The sequence below is a fragment of the Stenotrophomonas sp. TWI1151 genome (genome assembly GCF_039673135.1).
GTDB lineage: Bacteria > Pseudomonadota > Gammaproteobacteria > Xanthomonadales > Xanthomonadaceae > Stenotrophomonas.
In genome coordinates, this window is sequence record NZ_JBDJLA010000001.1 from 467,546 (window position 1) to 484,994 (window position 17,449).

At 67.1% G+C, this 17,449-nt stretch carries 14 protein-coding genes; 7 read left to right on the plus strand and 7 right to left on the minus strand.

Features of this window, described 5'->3' with window-relative positions; translation table 11 throughout:
* Positions 1-32: 32 nt before the first annotated feature.
* From ABE422_RS02055 to ABE422_RS02080, 6 genes are all read right to left on the minus strand, one after another.
* Complete coding sequence (locus tag ABE422_RS02055; RefSeq protein ID WP_346482351.1) at positions 33-2,264, minus strand: TonB-dependent receptor; 2,232 nt, start codon at positions 2,262-2,264, stop codon at positions 33-35.
* 245 nt (positions 2,265-2,509) lie between these two features.
* Positions 2,510-3,508: a dipeptide epimerase gene (locus ABE422_RS02060; RefSeq protein WP_313218426.1), complete on the minus strand. Its 999-nt coding sequence runs from the start codon at positions 3,506-3,508 to the stop codon at positions 2,510-2,512.
* Between the two features lie 184 nt (positions 3,509-3,692).
* Complete coding sequence (locus tag ABE422_RS02065) at positions 3,693-4,664, minus strand: serine hydrolase (protein WP_346482352.1); 972 nt, start codon at positions 4,662-4,664, stop codon at positions 3,693-3,695.
* Entirely contained in the window at positions 4,645-5,181 is a 537-nt protein-coding gene (locus ABE422_RS02070) for a hypothetical protein (RefSeq protein ID WP_346482353.1), read from the minus strand. The genes ABE422_RS02065 and ABE422_RS02070 overlap by 20 nt, the downstream gene beginning before the upstream one ends.
* 37 nt (positions 5,182-5,218) lie before the next feature.
* The gene (locus tag ABE422_RS02075) at positions 5,219-6,838 is read right to left on the minus strand and encodes a D-aminoacylase (RefSeq protein WP_346482354.1); all 1,620 of its coding nucleotides are present in this window, start codon (positions 6,836-6,838) and stop codon (positions 5,219-5,221) included.
* Positions 6,838-7,896 carry an alpha/beta hydrolase gene (locus ABE422_RS02080; RefSeq protein WP_346482355.1) on the minus strand — a complete coding sequence of 353 codons (1,059 nt, stop codon included), beginning with the start codon at positions 7,894-7,896 and terminating at the stop codon, positions 6,838-6,840. Before ABE422_RS02080 ends, ABE422_RS02075 begins: the two co-directional genes overlap by 1 nt.
* Before the next feature lie 344 nt (positions 7,897-8,240).
* On the opposite strand from ABE422_RS02080, the gene ABE422_RS02085 reads away from it, so the two are divergent.
* The 7 genes from ABE422_RS02085 (at position 8,241) to ABE422_RS02115 (ending at position 17,036) form a co-directional block, all read left to right on the plus strand.
* On the plus strand, positions 8,241-8,639 hold the full coding sequence (locus tag ABE422_RS02085) for a hypothetical protein (RefSeq protein WP_346482537.1): 399 nt from the start codon (positions 8,241-8,243) through the stop codon (positions 8,637-8,639).
* A 173-nt stretch (positions 8,640-8,812) separates the two neighbouring features.
* Positions 8,813-10,852, plus strand: coding sequence for a TonB-dependent receptor (locus tag ABE422_RS02090; RefSeq protein WP_346482356.1), 2,040 nt, complete (start codon positions 8,813-8,815; stop codon positions 10,850-10,852).
* Position 10,853: 1 nt separating this feature from the next.
* A complete protein-coding gene (locus ABE422_RS02095) occupies positions 10,854-12,263 on the plus strand; it encodes a PepSY domain-containing protein (RefSeq protein WP_346482357.1) in 1,410 nt (469 codons plus the stop codon).
* A gap of 127 nt (positions 12,264-12,390) precedes the next feature.
* Positions 12,391-13,734, plus strand: a complete 1,344-nt coding sequence (locus ABE422_RS02100; RefSeq protein ID WP_346482358.1) for a TolC family protein — start codon at positions 12,391-12,393, stop codon at positions 13,732-13,734.
* A complete protein-coding gene (locus ABE422_RS02105) occupies positions 13,727-14,743 on the plus strand; it encodes an efflux RND transporter periplasmic adaptor subunit (RefSeq protein ID WP_313209835.1) in 1,017 nt (338 codons plus the stop codon). The genes ABE422_RS02100 and ABE422_RS02105 overlap by 8 nt, the downstream gene beginning before the upstream one ends.
* Positions 14,740-15,927 carry an ABC transporter permease gene (locus ABE422_RS02110; RefSeq protein ID WP_346482359.1) on the plus strand — a complete coding sequence of 396 codons (1,188 nt, stop codon included), beginning with the start codon at positions 14,740-14,742 and terminating at the stop codon, positions 15,925-15,927. The genes ABE422_RS02105 and ABE422_RS02110 overlap by 4 nt, the downstream gene beginning before the upstream one ends.
* On the plus strand, positions 15,924-17,036 hold the full coding sequence (locus ABE422_RS02115; RefSeq protein WP_313209839.1) for an ABC transporter permease: 1,113 nt from the start codon (positions 15,924-15,926) through the stop codon (positions 17,034-17,036). Before ABE422_RS02110 ends, ABE422_RS02115 begins: the two co-directional genes overlap by 4 nt.
* Positions 17,037-17,065: 29 nt before the next feature.
* Here ABE422_RS02115 and ABE422_RS02120 read toward each other — a convergent pair whose 3' ends face one another.
* Positions 17,066-17,422, minus strand: a complete 357-nt coding sequence (locus tag ABE422_RS02120) for a YkgJ family cysteine cluster protein (protein WP_123729320.1) — start codon at positions 17,420-17,422, stop codon at positions 17,066-17,068.
* Between the last annotated feature and the right edge of the window lie 27 nt (positions 17,423-17,449).

Here is a 17,449-nt window from a genome sequence, read left to right on the forward strand (position 1 = left end):
CCAAAGGGGCCGCACTGCCCTGCCCCGCTGGATCAGAAGCTGTAATCCAACGAAACACCCACGGTACGCGGCTGCATCATCACCGCATTCCAGCGCCGGTACTGCTGCGCGCCCGCGGCAGGAATCGTCCTGCCAGCGGCGACGTAGATGTCCTTGTTGGTGAGGTTGGTGATGAAGAAGCGCACGGTCGTGTTCTGGCTGCTCACTTCGGCAGTCAGGTCAACGGTGGTGTAGCTGGGCAGGTCGAAGGACTGCGTTGAGGCCACCGATGCCGCACGCTCGCCGTAATAGCGCAGCGCGCCACCGACGCTCCAGCCCCATTCGCCGCTCGTCGGGAACTGGTAGTCGGCCTGCAGGCTGCCGGCCCATTCGGGCACCTGCGGCAGCTGGGCGCCGGATTCGGCCTGGTTCGGGCCGCCCGGACGGGCCGGGGGAATCGGAGCCGTCAACGTGGCGTCGGTGTAGGTCAGGCTGCCGCTCAGGCGCAGGCCGTCGACGGGCATCAGCGCGCCGGTGAATTCAACGCCCTGGCTGCGTGCTTCGCCCCCATTGACACCATAGGAGATGCCCTGCGCCGTGAGCAGGTTCAAGCGGATGTCGTCCCAGTCGATCCGGAATGCCGCCACTTCCACCAGCGCACGACGATCCCAGAAGTGGCTCTTCAGGCCGGCTTCGTAGTTGATCAACGTATCCGACTTGACCTGCGCGGGCACCTCCGGGGCGGCCGGCAGGATGGGATTGGGGCTGCCGGCGCGGTAGCCGGTGGCGACCCGCACGTAGGCCATGGTGTCTTCGCCCAGGAACAAGCGCGGGCTGGCGCTCCAGGTGGTCACGCTTTCCGAGGAGTCGGTGATGCGCTGCACGCCATCGCCGCCCAACGGACCGCCGAGTGTCTGGCGGAATTCCTGGTCGTTGCGCGCATGGCGCACGCCCAGGGCCAGATCGAAGCGGTCGGTGAACTTCCAGGTGGCATTGCCGAACAGGGCCTTCTCTTTATACGTGGTCAGCACCGAGGCGGTGAACAGATCAAGCACCGGATTGAATGCCGGGCTCAGTGCACTGCCGCGCTCGATGTAGGCGGCATCTTCATCGGTATAGAACGCGCCGAGCTGCCATTGCAGGCGACTGTCGCCCTTGGAGGTCAGGCGGAATTCCTGGGTCCACTTCTTCAGCTCGATATCCGTGTCCAGGCCGGCGTACGCCATCACCGGGCCCACGCCGGGCTTCTGCCCCAGCAAGGGGATGTACTCCACCGACTGGTCCTGCAGGCGCCATGAATTGGATTTCATCCAGCTGCTGGCGGAGGTGAAGTCGGCCCAGCCCAGATCCCAGTCCACCGTCAGGCCGTACACGTCGTACTTGATCGTGCTCGGCTGCAGGAACAGATACTCGTTTGAGTAGCCGGGCAGCTTCGGCTTGAAGGTGGCCGGGTCGAGCGCGACCGTCGCGAAATTGTCGCCCTTGTTTTCCTGGCGCATCGCGGTGAGCAGCACGTCCACCGTATCGGAGGCCTTCCACAGCAGCGAAAGGCGGCCGGCGTTCTGGTACACATCGTTGGTGTCGCGGCGATGCAGGACGCTGTTGTCGATCCAGCCCGGACTGGTCTGCTCGGCGTAGCTGGCGCGCAGGGCCAACTGACCCTTCACCAGTGGCACATTGATGGCGGCGCGCTCAGAATGGCCCACCCGGCCGCCATCGTCGACAACGCGCATCGTGGCGCCGGCGCGGCCCGAGAAGTACTCCAGGTCCGGCCGTTTGGTGACGTACTTGACCACGCCGCCCAGCGCACTGGCACCGTACAGCGTCCCCTGCGGGCCGCGCAGCACTTCCACGTTCTGCACGTCGTACGGCAGCAGGTCGAACATGCCGGAGGTCGCACCGGACAGTGAGCCATTGGCGGTGAGCGGCACGTCGTCAACGTAGATCGAGGTCGAGGCGGTATTGCCCATCGGGGTGATGCCGCGGATCGAGATCGTCGAGCGGCCCGGCGCACCGAGGCTGGTGATCTGCAGGCCGGGAACCAGCCCGGCCAGGTCATTCATGTTGTTGACCTGGAGGCGGTCGAGCTGCTCTTCGCTGATGACGCTGATGGACATCGGGATATCGGTGACCACTTCCACGCGTTTCTGCGCGGTCGCGGTCACAGTGCCCAACGTATGTACGTCGTCGCGGTTGGGGTTCTCGGCGGCGACCTGTGCCAGTGCCGTGGCGCTGCAGCCCAGGGCCAGGATGCCTGCAGTGCAGGCCAGCGACAACGCGTTCATTCGGAGCGAACAGTGACTCATGTGATGAGACCTCGGTAGCGAAGCTGGACGCCCACGGCAATGGGCACGGAATGCGGCAGTCAGGGCACCCCGTCGTGCTGGGGTGGGGGCCGGCCTGGCAGTGACGCTCCTGGGATGAATGGCTATGCGTAAGCCCATGTAGGACACAATAGTCCTGTTCAGAGAACTGTCAATCCTGCGTCGCAGCATTGACATGAATTCATGCGCCAGGCCCGCCCCGGACCTCAGCGTCCGGCGCCCCAGACCGCTTCGTCACACCAGATCGTGCCGTCGCGATAGAGCACCCCGGGCGTGCGGTCCTGCTTGAGGAAGGTGGGCCCGTCCAGGTCGACGAGATCACACAACTGCCCGACCACGAAGCCCGGCGCAGCGCCCAGGCTGCTGCAGACCATGCACCCGACCATGACGCCCAGCCCGGCCTCGCGCGCCGCGGCGGCGATCAGCAGCGCCTCGGTCAGGCCGCCGCATTTGTCGAGCTTGATGTTGAATACGTTGAAGCGACCCTTCAGGCCGTCGACATCGGCCAGGGTGAGCGCGCTTTCATCGGCGGCCAGAGGAATCGGCGACACGAATCCGTCCAGATCGGCTTCGCGCCCCCGGGCCAGTGGCTGTTCGATCAGCGCTACATCGGCGTCCACCATGGCTGCCACCAGCCGCTCGAGATCGCCGACCTGGTAACCCTGATTGGCATCGACCCCCAGCCATACCTCGGGCCGCGCCTGACGGATCGCCGCGACGCGCGCGATGTCCAGGTCGAGATCACCGGTCAATTTGACCTTGATCGAACGCGCCTGGCGATACGCGACCGCGGCGGCCGCCATCGCCGTCGGCTCATCGGCGCCGACCGTGAAGGTCGTGGGGAGCGGCCGCGGCGGCGGCAGCCCTGCAAGCGCCCATACGGGCTTGCCTGCCTGCTTCGATTCCAGCTCCCAGAGGGCAGCATCAACCGCGTTGCGAGCGCCACCGGCTGGCAGGATCGCGCGCAGTTCCTCGCGCGTGGGGTGTGCCTCGATGGCATCACGCACCGCTTCGAGCTGGAGGCGCATGGTCTCGATGTCTTCGCCCAGGTAATAGACGCCGGTCGCCTCACCGCGGCCGACGTGCGTGCCGTCATCCAGGGTGACAAGGCAGGCCAGCCGGCTGTCGAAGACGTGGCTGGCGATGCGGAACGGTGCGGCCAGACGCAGCGCGTCGACGGCGATGCCGAGGGTGAGGCGGGCCATCAGGCGTTCACTCCGGATGCGGCCATGTCACGCGCCACAGCGGGCGTTCCCAACAGCTTGATCGAGCACATCTGCTTTCCCTGCCTCAAGGTGAGTAATTCTCACATCGAGACATTAGTTCTCCGCGTGGAGAACTGTCAATGGGCGCCGTGTCCGGCGCCCCTCCCTCGTGCCGCGTTACGGATTACTTCGCAGCTACCGGGGCCGGGGCCGGTGCCAGTGCGGCCGCGATCTGCGACAGATACTTGTTCCAGTCGAACTTCTGCCCTTCCGGTGTCCAGCCCAGACGCACGATCACCGCATCCTGCGAGGGAATCACCGCCATGATCTGATGGTTGTGGCCCATCGCCATGAAGGCATCGGGAGGCACGTCCTGCAGCACCTTCCGACCTTCTTCTGCAGCCGCGGCCCGGTTCAACCACAGCTGCGCGCCGTATGAGGGGCGCGGTGATGCTGGCGTGGGCGTCACCGCGAACTGGAGCCATTCCGGCGACAGCAGCCGCTTGCCATCGGCCTCGCCGTGGTTCAGATGCAGCAGCCCATAGCGCGCCCAATCCCGTGCCGTTGCATACCCGTAGGAACTGCCGACCAGGACACCGGACTCGTCCGGCTCGATCAGCGCGCTGCGCATGCCGGCCGGCTCGAACAACCGTGTCTGTGCAAATCGGGTCATGCCTTCCAGGGTGCCGCCGGTGGCCTCGAAGACGATCCGCGACAGGATGTTGGTCGTACCCGAGGAATAGCTCCAGTGCGTGCCTGGCGCATGTTCAAGCGGCATCGCGGCCGCCAGCGCGCCCATGTCACCGGCCTCGAACAGCATCTTGATCGATTCGTTACCGGGCTTGTAGCTCTCCACGAAGGCCAACCCGCTCGACATCGTCAGCAACTGGCGCAGCGTGATCGCGCCGCGCGGATCGCCTTCGCCCTTCCATTCCGGCACCGGCGCGGGGTCATCCAGCTTGAGCACGCCGTCATCCACCAGCAGGCCAACCAGCGTGCCCATGATGCTTTTGGTAGCCGACCAGCCCAACATGCGGGTGTTCTGGTTGAAGCCAGGCGCGTAACGCTCGGCAACGATCGCCCCACCCTGCACCACCACGATCGCACGGGTGTCCGGGTAACCGCCCACGTTCTGCTCATCGAAGGCCGCACTCACGGCCGCGTCCAGTGCGGCACGGTCGAGCTTCGCTTCTGCGGCGGCCTGCAGCGCCGGCACAGTCGAGCTTCGCTTCTGCGGCGGCCTGCAGCGCCGGCACAGGCCGGTCACCCTGTGGCCAGGGGCGCGCCGCCAGTGGCGATAGTGGCGTGAGCTGGGCCGCCTGGGCCTTGAGCGCCGCGAGCGGCACGTCGCCCGTGGTCAGCGTGCAGCCGACCGCCGGGCGATGCAACGCGGTCCGGCTGGCCGTCCCAGGCGCGGAGGCGGTGACCGTCCCTGCCTTGCGATCGACCGCCAGCGCCACCGTCCTGGTGAATGGCGCCAGTGCGTGGATGTCGTCGCGCAGCACGTCGGCCTCGGCGCGGTTGGCCACGAAGATGCCGGCGCAGGCGATCTGTGCCGAGACCGCGGTGCCCAGATCCTCCGCGCTGGTGATCGGTGGTGCGGCGGCCAGTGCTGGCGCGGAGGCGGCGAGCGCCAGAGAGAGAAGACTCCAGCCGGAGGCGTGTCGGATCATGAGGTGTGTCCTGTGTTTGTTGGAGCGCGCACGTGGATCAGCGCGTGCGGCATGGGTGGCGCAGCGCCGAGCCCGCCCGGGCGCCGGTGTGTTTGCCACCCTCGAAACTCACCACACCGTTGACGATCACGGTTTCGATGCCGGTCGGCGCGCCGGCGGGCGCGTCCCAGCTCGCCACATCGTCCAGCGTGTCCAGATCGAACAGCACGATATCGGCGCGCATCCCCTCGCGGATCAGCCCGCGATCGCTCAACCCCATCCGCTGTGCGGGCCAGCTGGTCATCTTGCGGACCGCGTCTTCCAGCGTCAGCACATGACGCCGCTTCACATACTCGGCGAGGATCCGCGGGAAGGTGCCATACGCGCGCGGGTGTGGCAGGCCGATGGCGCCGTCGCTGCCGTAGTTCACCGCGGCGGCCGCGTCACTGCCAATACTCACCCAGGGCTGGCGCAGCGCGAGCTGCACATCCTCTTCGCTGATCATGAAATACAGCGCGACCGCCCGATTGGGCAACCCTTCAAGCGCGATGTCCCAGGCCGCATCCGCCGGGTCCAGATTCAGTTCGGCACCGATCTCGGCCAGCGTCTTGCCATGGAAGCGCCGGTACTTCTCACTGAAGCTGTTGGCCAGGCGCACGTTCTGAAAGCCACCCGACGCATGCACCAGGTTGGACCAGCCCGGCATCGAACCGGCGGCGACCTCCTTTTTCATGCGCTCGCGCACCTTCGGATCGCGCACGCGCTCGATACCTTTCTCAAGCCCGTCGGCCCAGACCCAGCTCGGCGCGATGATCTCCAGCCCGGTGCCGCCGGCGGTGTAGGGATAGAGATCGGCGGCAACATCGACGCCGCGGTCCCGCGCTGCATTGATCGTCGCCAGTGCCTGGGGCATCAGCTTGCCCCACTCCGGCGCATAGGCAGCCTTCAAGTGGAAGATCTCCACCTTGACGCCGCCCTTCTCGCCGATCTCGATGGCCTCTTCAATGGCCTTGACCACGCCCTCGCTCTCGTCACGCATATGCGTGGCGTAGAAGCCGTCGCATTGCGCGGCCACCTTGGCCAGCGAGACCAGATCGGAGGTGCTCTGGAAGCTGCTGGGTGCATAGATCAAGGCGCTGGAGATACCGAACGCACCGGCCTCCATCGCAATCTTCACCTGCTCGCCCATGGCATCGACCTGCTTCCTGGTCGGCGCACCAGCGGCATCGCCCATGACGTGCACGCGGGCCTGGGTGGAGGAGTAGTACGTGCCGAAGTTGACCGCGATACCCTGCGTTTCGAGCTGCTTGAAGTAGCCCGGCATCCCCGCCGCAGGCACCGGCGGTCCGCCCTCGCCGCCGATCAGCGTGGTCACGCCCATCCGCAACTTGTTCTCGGCCGCGCCGTCCTTGAGCAGCGCCGCGCCGGACTGATCCATCATGTCGATGAAGCCCGGCGACACATAGCGCCCCGTTGCGTCGATCTCGCGGGTGCCCTTGCCGGGGACCTGGCCGACCTGGACCACCCGCCCCTCCTTGACCGCCACATCGGCACGGACCCACGGATTGCCGGCACCGTCGAGCACGCGTCCACCGCGGATCACCAGGTCATAGTCGGCCGCGGCCGCGTTGGCGGCGAACAGCATCGATACGCCCGCCCAGAGCAGGGTGCGCTTCATCATTGCATCTCCTTGTTGGTGCGCGCCTGCGCACGCACGTCATCCACGACCTCGCGAACCGCATCCACCACGCGATCAGGCTGATCGATCTGGATGTAGTGGCCGGAATCGCTCACGATCTGTTGCTGCCCGCGGCTGGACAGGGCGGCCTGCTCGGCATGCAAGGTGCGCCATTCCTGCTTGAACCGGGCGCCCTCCTCCGCCGTCAGGCCCATCTTCTTCAGCTCGTCGGGCTTGAACGGCTTCAACGCGGTCAGCACGATCACCGGGCGGTCGCCAAACGACGTAACCGCGCGGGCATCGTCCATGGTGCTGTCGAAGCCGTCGAGTTCTGCGGTCGCGCCTGTGACCGAGGCACTGGAGAAGGCGGTGATCTCTGCGGCCTCATCCTTCGGGCGTGGACCATGATCGGCGCGCGAGAACAGGAAGCGCACCAGGCCGGTCCGCGATAGTGTGGTGGCGGTATGCATCAACAGCGACACCTTCTTCGGGTGGACATCGATGCTCACCACGCTGCCGAGCCGGGCGATCTGATCCGGGTGCGAGGGGTCGACCATCACCAGCCCGGCGACCTGATCGCCGTAGCGCCCCACATAGGTCCGGATGTACGGCCCGCCGATGGAATGGCCGACCAGCACCAGCGGATCGGTGATGCCCGCGCCTTTCAACAGGGCGTGCAGGTCATCGGCCACGGCCGACGCACGCTGCGGGGTGTCCTTCGCATCGCTGCGCATGATGCCGGCGCGGTCGTAGGCACAGGCGCGGGTGAAGCGGGCGATCCGGTCGTGCACCCGGGTCCAGTCCATCGTGCCGCCCGTGCCGAGGCCGGACTCGAAGATCACGGTCGGGGTGCCACTGCCGCGACACTCGATATGCATCTGGCGTCCGCCGACATCGACCATCTGGCCGCGCAGTGGATGATCGGTCGCCGCGCTCCGGCGTGCCAAGGCCTCGTAGACCACCCCGATGAGGGTGATCAGGATCACGACCGCCAGCAGACCCAACGCGATCCACTTCACCCACCGACGAAACCGCCGCCAACCCTTCACTGCTGTCATGTCGTGCTCTCTTGAATGGCGTGCTGAAGCCTGCGTTGCGCCGCAGGCGGTTGAGAATCCTGTGACCTGCCTGCCCGGCCAACGCAAACGACCGGGGACAGGTTCAGGCCCATATAGGATATAAGCGTCCTATTTGGAGAATTGTCAATGTGCAGTGCGGGGCGCGCGGCCAGCCCATGGGCCACTCCGGAGGGCACGCTGCCCAGCGCCAGACTGCGACAAACCGTCGCAATCGAGCACGAACCGGGCATTTTCGCCGGGAATCCCGACAGACATGCCTTACCATCGGGCCGGTGCGTGCGTCCCTCCTCCACCGCTGGCTTCATGCATGGGCCTTGCTGGCGATTGCGCTGGTGATCGTGGCGCCCATGGTCAGCCGGGCATTGGCGCCGGTGAATGCGCCCGTCATGGAGGCCTCGCCGGCACCCGATCCGCATGCGGCGCATCACGCCATGACGGATGCCGACGCGCATGCGGGCCATCACGCGCATCACGATAGGGATCAGGGAAAGGCCAGCCCCGCTGCCGAAGCGCCTGCCGATCCGCATGCCAACCATGAGATGGGCGTGGACTGCGAGTACTGCCTGATTGCGGCCCGTCTCATCAGCCTGCTCGTGGCGCTGTTCCTGCTGCTGACGCAATGGCCGGCCGTGTTTCGATCGCTGTCGGGTCTGGTCGACTGTCGCCGCGCCCCCGCACGGGGAACGCTGGGAGCTCGCGGCCCGCCGCTGCTGGCCTGCTGATCCGGTCCTGACCAGGTGCAGCGCTGCTGCGCCCTGCCCTGTCTGCTGATCCACCGTGTTCGGTGGGGCCAGGCGATGCCGGATTGGAACCGATGCCCCGCGCCATCCGGCGTCTCTGCCGGACCTTGTTCCTGCCCCGGTCGATCTGACCGTGGCGACCTGTGCTGTGGACCATGACAACTTCCTTTTCGTATCGACCGTTGGCCAAGGCCATCACGGCCGTGCTTGCCGCTGCCCTTCTTCTTCCCGCCACCGTCGCCGCCCAGAACGGTACCGTGCTGACCCTGGGCACCGTGCAGGCGCGTTCGGCCGCCGAGCGCGAGCTGTCGGCCCGTTCGGTCTTCACCTCGGTGGATCTCATCGGCGGCGACGTCCTTCAACCGCAGAAGGTCGACCATAGCTGGGAGCTGCTGATGAACGCCCCGGGCGTGCAGGTCACCCAGTTCAAGATGGGCACCGACGCCGGCCGTTTTTCCTTCCGGGGTTTCAACGGCGAGGGCCGCATCAACGCGGTCAAGCTGCTGATCGACGGCATTCCGAGCAATGACAATTCGGGCAGCATGCCCTACCTGGATGCGGTGTTTCCGCTGGACATCGCCGCGCTCGAGATCGTGCGCGGCACCAACGATGCCCGTCACGGGCTGCATGCGATTGCCGGTGACGTGAATGTGTTGACCCGCCAGGGCGGCACTGACGGCCAGCTGAGCATCACCGCCGGCAGCTTTGGCACGCAGGATGTGCAGTTGGCCAAAGGGTTCGAGCGCGGCCCCTGGTCACAGAACTATTTCGTCGGCTGGCGCACGTCCGACGGCGAGCGCGACCATGCCGATGGCACCCAGCGCAGCTTCGCCGGCAAGTGGTTCTACACCGACCCTGACGGCCGATGGCGCGCAGGGCTGACCAGCCGCTACTACAAGAACGCCGCACTGGAAGCCGGCTACCTCAGCTATCCGGAGGTGCAGGCCAATCCGACGCAATCGCCGGCCTACGCACGCGATGACCGCAGTGAGCGCGAGACGGTCCAGACCGCCGTGCACATCGATGGCGCACTGGGCAGCGACTGGAGCTGGAACGCCAAGGCCTACCAGAACAACTATCGCAACCAGCGCTGGGTGACGTTCACCGCGGGAGGCGCTCAACAGGAACGTTTCAATGATGAGACCCATCGCGGCGTGATCTTGAACACCACCTGGCGCCCGGACTCGCGGCTGGCCGAGTTCGTCCTCGATGCCGGCGTGGATGGGCAGTGGCAGGACAACACGGCCCGCCGCTACAGGACCGTCGCGCGCGAGCGCCAGGCGACCCTGCGCGATTGGGACTACACCCTCGATACCCGGGGTGCCTACGTGCAGGCGGTAATCCGGCCGATGGACGCGCTGAAGATCGTACCCGCCTACCGGGTCGATCGCGTGTATGGCGACTTCCACAATGGGGCGACCGGCCTGCGCGCACCGGTCTACGACTATGGCCTGATCAAACAACCCAAGCTGAGTGTGTCCTACGATCTCAGCCCGACCACGGTCGTGTACGCCAACTGGGGGCGAACGTTCCAGATCGGCAGCGGCAATGGCGCGTATCGCACGCAGCTGAACGATCTTGCTCCCTCCCTCAACGAGGGCTGGGAGGCCGGTATGAAATGGGCGCCCGTGCAGGGGCTGCAGACCCGGATCGCGTACTGGGAGCAGCGGGCCAGCGATGAGGTCGCCACCGTCCTGGGCGTCAATGGCGTGGTCGGGGCCAATGAGGTCGGCAACGTGGGCCAGACGCTGCGCCGCGGTTGGGACGCCCAGCTGACATGGCAGGCCAGCGCCCAGTGGCGCGCCTGGGCCGCGTACTCGCGGCAGAAGGCGGTGATCGAGGTGCCCGACCCCAGTGCGCCGCAGACCCGCGGGCGGCAGATCGAGAACGTGCCGAACTGGCTGGCCAGCGCGGGGGTGGACTACGCCCCGACGGCCGACTGGGCCTTCAGCGCCTGGGGCAATGGCCAGGGCGACTACTTCGTGGAACGAACCAACACGCTGGGACGCTACGGCGGCTATGCACTGTTGAACCTGAGCGCCACGTACCGCCTGGACGCGCGCAACAGCCTGGCCCTGCAGTTGAAGAACGCGACAGATCGTTTCTACGTGTATGCCTGGTACGACAGCGGTTCCTCGGGCTACTCACCCGGTGATGGCCGGGCGCTGTACCTGAGCTGGACCCGGGAGCTCTGACATGCCAACCCCCGCTACCCCGCGTGCATCGGATCGCTGGCGTTTCTACCGCGCGGTGTGGCGGTGGCACTTCTATGCCGGCCTGTTCGTGCTGCCCTTCATCGCCTGGCTGGCGTTGACCGGGGCCGTGTACGTCTACCAGAAGCCGATCGATCGCTGGATCCATCACGATCTGAAGGTCGTGGAGACCGCAGCGCTGCCACCCTCGCCTGCCAGCGCCCAGCTGGCGGCCGTCAATGCCGTCAGTCACGGGGAGATCTTCCGTTACACCACGCCGGACTACGCCGACGGCACCATCGAGATCGGCGTCCAGGAGGCCGACGGTCGACGGCAGGTCTACTACGTCGACCCGGGCACCGCGCAGGTGCTGGGGCACCTGCCCGACAAAGGCACGTTCTCGGGCGTGGTGCGGCAGCTCCACAGCCTCGATCTGCTCGGCGATTACGCCAGTGCCCTGATCGAGATCGCCGCTGGCTGGGCCATCCTGCTGGTGGCGACCGGCGTGTACCTGTGGTGGCCGCGCGGGCAGAACGGTGGGATCACCACGGTTCGCGGGCAGCCGCGACAGCGGCTGTTCTGGCGCGATCTGCATGCGGTGACCGGCGTCTGGGTCGGCGGTGTGCTCGTGTTCCTGGCCGTGACCGGCATGCCCTGGTCGGTGGTCTGGGGCCATCAGGTCAATGCCTGGGCGAACGGTCACGACTATGGTTACCCGACCGGGGTGCGGGTGAACGTGCCGATGTCCGCGCATCGGCTTGCCGACACCACCACGCCAGCCTGGTCGATGGCGCAGGCACAGCTACCGGTCTCAGCGGTGCCGCATGCCCCGCACGCCGCTGCCGATGACGGGCATGCCGCACATGGCGGCGGTCCACTCGGGGATCTGTCGCCGCAGCCCGGTGCGCTCGGCATCGACGCGGCCATGCGCCGGTTCAGCGCACTGGGGCTGGCACCGGGTTACAGCATCGCGCTGCCGCGTGGGCCCATGGGGGTCTACACCGCCTCGGTCTATCCGGAGGATCTGTCGCGCCAGCGGGTGGTGCATCTGGACCAGTACAGCGGCCGGGTTCTGCTGGACATGGGCTACGCCGATTACGGTGCGCTTGGGCGAGGACTGGAATGGGGCATCAATGTCCATCTCGGCAACGAGTACGGCACGGTCAACCGTGTGGTGCTGATCATCGCGTGCGCAGCGATCCTCCTGCTCTGCCTCAGCGGTGCGGTAATGTGGTGGAAGCGGCGGCCCATCGGCGGGATCGGCGTGCCGCCACTGCCGAAGCACGGGCGAAGCGTGGCGGGTGTCTTCGTGCTGCTGTGCATCGGCGGCGTGGTGTTCCCGCTGGTGGGCCTGTCGCTGTTGGTCGTGGGGCTGCTGGACCACCTCGCCACCCGTGGCTGGCGACGGACGTGAAGACCCGCACTTCACGCGGCGCACACTACCCTCTTGCCGTCACACCCCATGGAGCTGCCCCCTCGTGAGCCGGCATTGGCCGCCAACGCGCGCGTTAAAAGGACTTACCTGTCTCTCCCTGCTTTGCATGAGTGGCGCTGCCATCGCCCAGCCCGTACCGGACAGCGCTACGGTCCCCGCCTTGGATTGGCAGCAGTCCCAGCAGCGGCTGGAACAGGTGTCCGATGCCCTGGCCGCGGCGGATGCGTCGGTGCGCAACAAGCAGGACCTGCAGGACGCCACGCGCCTGCTGCGCCTGCCCGAGGTCACCGGTGAAGTGCGCCGGTTGCAGTTCCAGAAGACGCTCACCCTGCCGCTGGGGTCCTTGGCGCCGGTCGCTGAGGCCTTCGGCATCGACTCGCCGTTGCAGTTCACCGAGCGCGACTGGCGCACCCGCCCGGTGGTCACTGCGGTACTGCCGTTGTACACCGGTGGCTTGATCCCGGCCGCCCAACAGGCCGCTGCCGGCGCGACCGATCAGGCCAGCGCCGAGCGCGAATCGCAGCGCCAGTCACTGAGCGTGCAACTGGTCCAGGCCTATTTCGGCCAGCGCCTCGCCGAGCAGGCAGTGGACGTGCGCCGCGTGGTGCGCGATGGGCTGCAGCGTCACCTCGATGATGCCCTGAAGCTGGAACGCGAAGGCTTTGCCACCCGCGCGCAGCGCCTGCAGGCCAATGTGGCCCGCGACAAGGCCGAGCGCGAGTACCAGAAATCGCTCAATGATCTGCAGACGCTGAAGGCCGCATTGGCCACCCTGCTGCGCAGCGGTGGCGACGTCCGCCCGCTGTCGCCCTTGTTTGTGCATCGCGCGCCGATCGGTGCGCTGCCTACCTTCGAACGCGATGCACAGGCCCGGCAACCGCAGATTGCCCGCCTGCGGGCCCTGGTGGCCCAGGCCGAGCAAGGCGTGCGCGTGCAGCAGGCCAAGCTCAAGCCCACCGTGTTCCTGTTCGGCCAGTACGATTTCCGCCGCCGCGACGAAATGTTGACCGACCCGGACTGGGCGTTCGGCATCGGCCTGAAGTACACCTTCCTGTCGCCCAACTCGCGTCCTGCCCAGATCAGCGCCGCCCGCGCGCAGCAGGATCAGGCCGAAGCCGGCCTGCGCGAAGCCGAGAACCAGGTGACGCTGGGCGTGCGCAAGGCCTGGTACGAACTGGATACCGCCCGCCAACAGTTCCTGCTGCTGGACAGCAGCATCGAACAGAACCGCGAGAACCTGCGGCTGCAGGAGCTGGCCTTCCGCGAGGGCCAGGCCACCTCGCTGGATGTGATCGATGCGCGCCTGGGGCTGGGCGGCGCACAGGTGGAACGCGCGCAGGCCGCGTATCAGTACGACGTGGCGCTGGCACAGCTGCTGGAGATCAGTGGACAGATGGACCGATATGAAGAATTCCGCCGCCGGGGCGACGAGGTGATCGCGCATGAATGACACATTGCAGGCGCCGGCCGACGCGCCGCCGCCGAAGAAACGCAAGGCCGGCATCCTCATCGCGCTGGTACTGGCGATCGTCGTCGTGGTCGGGCTGTGGCTGGCCTGGCGCACGCCGGCCGAACAGCTGCAGGGCATGGCCGATGCCGACACCGTCAACGTGGCGGCGAAGATCACCGCGCGGCTGGCCGAGCTGAAGGTGCGCGAGGGCGACCGGGTCACCGCCGGCCAGGTGCTGTTCGTGCTGGACAGCCCCGAAGTGGCAGCCAAGGAGCAGCAGGCCCAGGGCGCGCTGGAAGCGGCGCGTGCGGTGGCCGACAAGGCCGACGAAGGGGCACGCAGCGAGGACATCCGTGCTGCGCAGGCCAACTGGAAACGCGCCGAGGCGGGTGCCACCCTGGCCGATGCCACCTATCAGCGCGTGCAGAACCTGTACAACGAAGGCGTGATGACGCGGCAGAAACGTGACGAGGCCTTGGCCCAGGCGCGCAGTTCGCGCGAGCTGTCCAATGCCGCACGGGCGCAGTACGACCAGGCGCTGGCCGGCGCGCGCGACCAGGACAAGCGCGCCGCGCAGGGCCAGGTTCGCCAGGCGCAGGGCGCCGTGGCCGAGGTGGATGCGGCCCGCGACGAGATCAACGGCCGCGCGCCCATGGCCGGTGAGATCAACAAGCGCATGTCGGATATCGGCGAGCTGGTCCCGGCCGGCTACCCGGTCTTCACCCTGGTCGACATCGACCGCATGTGGGTGTCGGTGAACCTGCGCGAATCGCAGATGCGGGGCCTGAAGGTGGGTACCCGCCTGCGCGGCAACGTACCCGCGCTGGATCGTGATGCCGAGTTCGAGGTGTATTTCATCAATCCTGCCGGTGACTACGCCACGTGGCGTGCCACCCGGCAGTCGTCCGGCTATGACGTGCGCAGCTTCGAGATCCGGCTGCGCCCGGTCGCCCCGGTGGAAGGCTTCCGCCCCGGCATGAGTGTGCTGTTCGGGTGGCCGCAGGGATGAGCCGGTCGGTGTGGGCGAGTGCCACAGCCTCGTTCCAGCGCGAGCTTGAGCACCTGCGCCGCGATCGTGCCGATCTGCTGCTGGTCACGCTGCTGCCGGCCGTGATGCTGGGGTTGATGGCATGGCTGTTTGCCGCCTCGGTGATGCGCGATATCCCCATCGCCATGGTCGACCTCGACCGCAGCGCGGAAAGCAGACAGCTGGCCCGCATGCTGGATGCCAGCCCCGGCGTGACCATTGCCAGCCAGCCGTCCACCCTGTCCGAAGCGCAATCGCAGCTGCGCCGGCTGGAGGTGTTCGCGGTGGTGCTGGTGCCGCGCGATGCCACCCGGCAGGCGCTGCGTGGTGAACAGGGCACGGTGTTCGCGTACTACAACGCCACCTACCTCACCACCGGCCAATCCGCCGTGCGCGATATCGTCGAAGCCGTCAGCGCCTGGAATGCGCGGCTGCTGGGCGAGCGCATCGGCAAGCAGGTCGGCCCGGCCACGCTGCGCGCCCCGCCGATCGCCGTGCAGTCGGACATCCTGCACAACCCGGCACGCAGCTATGAGCTGTTCCTGCTGCCACTGCTGTTCCCGGCGATCCTGTCGCTGGGGCTGGCACTGGCCGTGGCAGCCAGCCTGGGCCGTGAGGTCCGTGATGGGCACCTGCGCGATTGGCTGGGCGACACCCCGTGGTCGGCGATCGCCGGCAAGGTCGTGCCATACGTGCTGCTGTTCTCGATGTACGGTGCACTTGGGGTGCTCTACCTTGCCCTGCTCCGTGGCGATGGCATCGCCGGCAGTGCGCTGTTGCTGATGCTGGGGCAACCGGTGTTCTACCTGGCCTGTGCGGCGGTAGCCCTGCTGTTTGTCGGGCTCACCCGGGACATGGGCACATCGCTTTCCGCGATCGGCTTGAGCATCGGCACCGCGCTGGCATTTTCCGGCGCCACCTTCCCGGTGGTCGATGCGCCGCTGTTCACCCGGGTCTGGAATCTCCTGCTGCCACTGACCGCCTACGTGAAACTGCAGACCCAGCAGCAGTTCGTCGGCGCGCCTTGGAGTGTCTCGCTGTGGCCGCTGGGCACGCTGCTGCTGATGGGGGTGGTGGCCGGTGGCATCGGTGGCTGGCGGCTGATTGCTGCCGCGCGCAGCGCCGATCCAGCATTGCCGGGCGCACCGCGCGAGGCCGGTGCATGAGCCGCTTCGTCGACAGCCTGCGCCTGACCCTGCGCACGGTGCTCACCGACCGGTATGCCGTCGTGTTGATGGTCGGCGCGGTGGTGCTGTACTCGTTCTTCTACCCGGCGGCCTACCGCCATCAGGTAGCCAGCAACCTGCCCATCGTGGTGGTTGACCACGACCAGAGTGCCACCAGTCGAGAATTGCTGCGGCGGGTGGACGCGCTGCACACGGTCCGCATCGTCGATCAGCCGGCCAGCATCGACCAGGCACGCCATGTGCTGGAAACCGGCAAGGCCGAAGGCATTCTGCTGATCCCGGCCAACCTTGAACGCGACATTCTGCGCGGCAGCCACGGCTATCTGGTGTTGATGGGCAACGGCGCCTACCTGGGCCGCGCCAGTTGGGTGCTCGGCGGCGTGGCCGAGGCCCTGACCGCGTTCGCGCGCGAGGCGGCCGTGTCGCAGGCGGCGTTCATGGGGGCACCCCAGGCACCGCCGATCACGTTGGTGCAGCGCCCGCTGTTCAACACGCAGGAAGGCTACGGCAGCGCCATCGTGCCCGGCGTGGCCGAGCTGATCGTGCATCAGACGCTGCTCATGGGCATCGGCGTGCTGCTCGGCGCGCGGCGGTTGGCGTTGGGCCGGCGCCTGCGCTTTGACATGCCGACACTGGCCGGTATGGCGATTGGCTTCGGTGCCATCGGCCTGCTCGGGCTGCTGTATTACGCCGGTTTCACCGCGTGGGTGCAGGACTACCCGCGTGGTGGCAATCCACTCGGGCAGTTGCTGGGCGGCACGTTGTTCATCGCCGCCACGGTGGCGTTCGGGCTGTTCATCGGCAGCTTTTTCGCGACCCGAGAACGTGCCTTCCAGGTGGTCGTCGCCTGCTCCATCCCGCTGTTCTTCCTGGCCAACCTGTCCTGGCCGGCGGTCACCTCCCCGCCCGTACTGGTGGCCCTGGCCCACCTGCTGCCGACCACGCCCGGCATCAACCTGATGGTGCGGTTGAATCAGATGGATGCCAGCCTGGGTGAAGTCAGCCACGAGCTCTGGACCCTGCTCGCGCTGCTGGCGCTTTACGGTGGTCTGGCGATATGGCGGCTGGGCGCACGCAGGCCGAACTGACCTTGAGCCTCGCTGGTGGCCCAGCGCTGCTAGATGAGCACCTGCCGGGTGCTGCGAAGAAACTGATGGATCTCCTTCTCCACCGATTCATCCAGCATGTAGACCGGCCGCTGGCCGTTGGGGCAGCGCAGGCTGGGGGTCGTCCCGAACATGCGGCAGATCAAGGGGCGTTCTTCGTACACCTCACAGCCCTGCTTGCCCAGATAGGGACAGCTCAGGTCCGCCAGCGCGGCAGCGTGCTCGGCATCGCTCTTGACCGGCAGCCGCGCCACTTCCTCACTTGAGGCGGTGACCGGGCCACAACAGTCCGTACACCCCACGATGCAGCGGAAGGTCGGGATCTGCTCGCGCAGCCGCTGGATCGCGTCGCGGGTGGTGTATGGCATTGCGATGGGCCCTGGAACGGCGTCGGC

Coding starts and splice junctions, on each gene's coding strand:
- ABE422_RS02055 (WP_346482351.1), bottom strand. CDS start 2,264: ATGAACGCGTTGTCGCTGGCCTGCACTGCAGGCATCCTGGCCCTGGGC.
- ABE422_RS02060 (WP_313218426.1), bottom strand. CDS start 3,508: ATGGCCCGCCTCACCCTCGGCATCGCCGTCGACGCGCTGCGTCTGGCC.
- ABE422_RS02070 (WP_346482353.1), bottom strand. CDS start 5,181: ATGATCCGACACGCCTCCGGCTGGAGTCTTCTCTCTCTGGCGCTCGCC.
- ABE422_RS02075 (WP_346482354.1), bottom strand. CDS start 6,838: ATGAAGCGCACCCTGCTCTGGGCGGGCGTATCGATGCTGTTCGCCGCC.
- ABE422_RS02080 (WP_346482355.1), bottom strand. CDS start 7,896: ATGACAGCAGTGAAGGGTTGGCGGCGGTTTCGTCGGTGGGTGAAGTGG.
- ABE422_RS02090 (WP_346482356.1), top strand. CDS start 8,813: ATGACAACTTCCTTTTCGTATCGACCGTTGGCCAAGGCCATCACGGCC.
- ABE422_RS02095 (WP_346482357.1), top strand. CDS start 10,854: ATGCCAACCCCCGCTACCCCGCGTGCATCGGATCGCTGGCGTTTCTAC.
- ABE422_RS02100 (WP_346482358.1), top strand. CDS start 12,391: ATGAGTGGCGCTGCCATCGCCCAGCCCGTACCGGACAGCGCTACGGTC.
- ABE422_RS02105 (WP_313209835.1), top strand. CDS start 13,727: ATGAATGACACATTGCAGGCGCCGGCCGACGCGCCGCCGCCGAAGAAA.
- ABE422_RS02110 (WP_346482359.1), top strand. CDS start 14,740: ATGAGCCGGTCGGTGTGGGCGAGTGCCACAGCCTCGTTCCAGCGCGAG.
- ABE422_RS02115 (WP_313209839.1), top strand. CDS start 15,924: ATGAGCCGCTTCGTCGACAGCCTGCGCCTGACCCTGCGCACGGTGCTC.
- ABE422_RS02120 (WP_123729320.1), bottom strand. CDS start 17,422: ATGCCATACACCACCCGCGACGCGATCCAGCGGCTGCGCGAGCAGATC.